The organism is Kurthia populi (assembly GCF_042686175.1).
GTDB lineage: Bacteria > Bacillota > Bacilli > Bacillales_A > Planococcaceae > Kurthia > Kurthia populi.
Genome location: NZ_JBHUOR010000067.1, coordinates 1 through 2,364, shown reverse-complemented (window position 1 = coordinate 2,364; position 2,364 = coordinate 1). Strand labels below are relative to the sequence as shown.

The window sequence follows — 2,364 nt, the reverse complement described above, 5'->3', positions numbered from 1 at the left end:
GGTAATTCCCAATTTGCGCATAAAAATAGAGAAGGTGATGTCAAATTCGACATCACCTTCTCTATTAAAGACTGGAATTTCTACTTATGTCCCAGCCTCTTCTTTGTGTTGTGAGTGTTCGAGATTAACGTCCGAAATCAAAGCCTTCTGGATCTGGACCATAGTGGCCATCTTCATTTAATGCTTCAATTAATAAAATATCTTCGCCATCTAAATCAAAATCAAAAATAGCGATATTTTCTGCAATACGACTAGGTGTCATTGATTTTGGAATGGTTACGATATCCGTTTGTGTTTGCCAGCGTAAAATAATTTGCGCAGTGGTCTTACCGTATTTTGATGCGATTGTTTTTAAAGTAGCGTGCTCTAAAATTTCAGCATTCATTAGTGGTGACCACGCTTCAATTTGGATACCTTTTTCAATACAAAAGGCATGGACTTGTTTTTGCGTTTGCAGTGGGTTTAATTCGATTTGATTCACCGCAGGCACAATCGTTGTCTCTTTTAGTAATTTTTCTAAATGATGTACATGGAAGTTGCTGACACCAATCGATTTTACGCGTTTATCTGCATAAATCTTTTCAAGTGCCTCCCACTGTGGAATAAAATCGTTTTTCGTTCCTGGCCAGTGTAATAAGTATAAATCTAAATAATCTAGTTCCATACGCGCGAGTGCATCATCATATGCTTGTAGTGTTTCTTCGTATGAAATGCCGTCATTCCATGCTTTTGATGTGATGAATAATTCTTCACGTGTGACAAGTCCTTCAGCGATGGCTTCGCGAATCCCTTGACCTACTGAAGCTTCATTTTCATAAATCGCTGCTGTATCGATTAAACGATATCCTTCTTTAATTGCCGTTTTAACGGCGGCAGCTAAATCAGCGCCTTCTGGTACGCGGAATGTACCATATCCTACACGCGGAATAAGTAATCCATTATTTAATTCAATTGTTTTTGACACACATACTCGCTCCCTTATAAAAAGATAAATTTGTACACTGAATCTATCATAACGTATTGTTTTTATTTTTGGAAAGAAAAGGTATCTGTTACACTGAGGAAAGGGGGGATTTAATGAAACGCGTAAAATTATACATTGCGATGAGCTTAGATGGCTATATTTCAACACCAGACGGCTCAATCGAATTTTTAAATAAGGTAGAAGGCGAAGGCGATAATGGCTATCTCGCCTTTTACTCAACCATCGGAACTGTTGTGATGGGGAGTCTTACATATGATTGGATTTTACGACATGCGCGCGTTTTCCCGTATGCGCAGCGTCGTTGCTATGTGATGACCTCGAAAGAGCGCATGAACAATGCCAATGTGACATTTACACAGCAATCACCAGCAGAACTTGTTACACAAATACAGCAGGATAGTGAGCGTGATATTTGGCTAGCAGGTGGGGCGAAGTTAGTAGAGAGCTTTTTACAAGCCGATTTAGTTGATGAAATGATTCTTACGATTGCTCCCGTTGTACTAGGTGAAGGCATCCCACTATTTTCAGAACGTGTGCCGATGAGTGACTGGAAATTGATTCAAACACAAAACTATAATCAATTTGTAGAACTTACGTATAAGAAAGAAGAGTAATTTTTATGCAAGAAAACCATAGAAATCTCATTGTATTGTTACGATGCAGTGGGATTTTTTTTGTTTTTAAAGAAGAATGAATGAACGAAATAGCGAACTATTGTTTTAACTAGAAATCGCGCGATGACGGGCCTTGTAAGCTAAAAACAAATCAATTTTTTTTGCGAAAAGTATTGCAATTTGATTGTGTACACTATATAATAATTTATGTTCTTAAGAAATAAGACGTAAAACATTTGAATATTTAAATAAGTCAAGCACATGCGGAAGTAGTTCAGTGGTAGAACATCACCTTGCCAAGGTGGGGGTCGCGAGTTCGAACCTCGTCTTCCGCTCCATATGTGCCGGGGTGGCGGAACTGGCAGACGCACAGGACTTAAAATCCTGCGGTAGGTGACTACCGTGCCGGTTCGATTCCGGCCCTCGGCACCATTTATTAGTAAAATAAATATTATATTTGCGCCCATAGCTCAATTGGATAGAGCGTCTGACTACGGATCAGAAGGTTGTGGATTCGACTTCTGCTGGGCGCACCATTGTTCTTTGAAAACTGGATAAAACGACATTGAAAGTAACAAACAAATTTCTTTTTAAAGATTTTTATTATTAATTATTAAGTTTTAATTTTTTTAGGCTTAATAACTTATTATTTGATTTTATATTAGATGCAAGCTAATCAACGACATGAGGGCGGACAAAACGGAGTGTACTTCAGTACATGAGTATTTGGACAACTGATATGGAGGCAGAGTAGCGTAGCAGATA

General features: G+C 38.4%; 2 protein-coding genes and 3 tRNA genes. 4 read left to right on the top strand and 1 reads right to left on the bottom strand.

The window, feature by feature from the left end; translation table 11 throughout:
- Positions 1-124: 124 nt before the first annotated feature.
- The gene (locus ACFSY7_RS10395; RefSeq protein WP_020189820.1) at positions 125-964 is read right to left on the bottom strand and encodes an aldo/keto reductase; all 840 of its coding nucleotides are present in this window, start codon (positions 962-964) and stop codon (positions 125-127) included.
- Positions 965-1,077: 113 nt separating this feature from the next.
- On the opposite strand from ACFSY7_RS10395, the gene ACFSY7_RS10390 reads away from it, so the two are divergent.
- The 4 genes from ACFSY7_RS10390 to ACFSY7_RS10375 all read left to right on the top strand — a co-directional run bounded on the left by ACFSY7_RS10390 (position 1,078) and on the right by ACFSY7_RS10375 (position 2,135).
- Complete coding sequence (locus tag ACFSY7_RS10390) at positions 1,078-1,599, top strand: dihydrofolate reductase family protein (protein ID WP_020189821.1); 522 nt, start codon at positions 1,078-1,080, stop codon at positions 1,597-1,599.
- A gap of 263 nt (positions 1,600-1,862) precedes the next feature.
- Positions 1,863-1,937: transfer RNA gene (locus tag ACFSY7_RS10385), tRNA-Gly, on the top strand.
- A gap of 5 nt (positions 1,938-1,942) precedes the next feature.
- Positions 1,943-2,031, top strand: a tRNA-Leu gene (locus tag ACFSY7_RS10380).
- A gap of 27 nt (positions 2,032-2,058) precedes the next feature.
- A tRNA-Arg gene (locus ACFSY7_RS10375) sits at positions 2,059-2,135 on the top strand.
- The last annotated feature ends 229 nt before the right edge of the window (positions 2,136-2,364 follow it).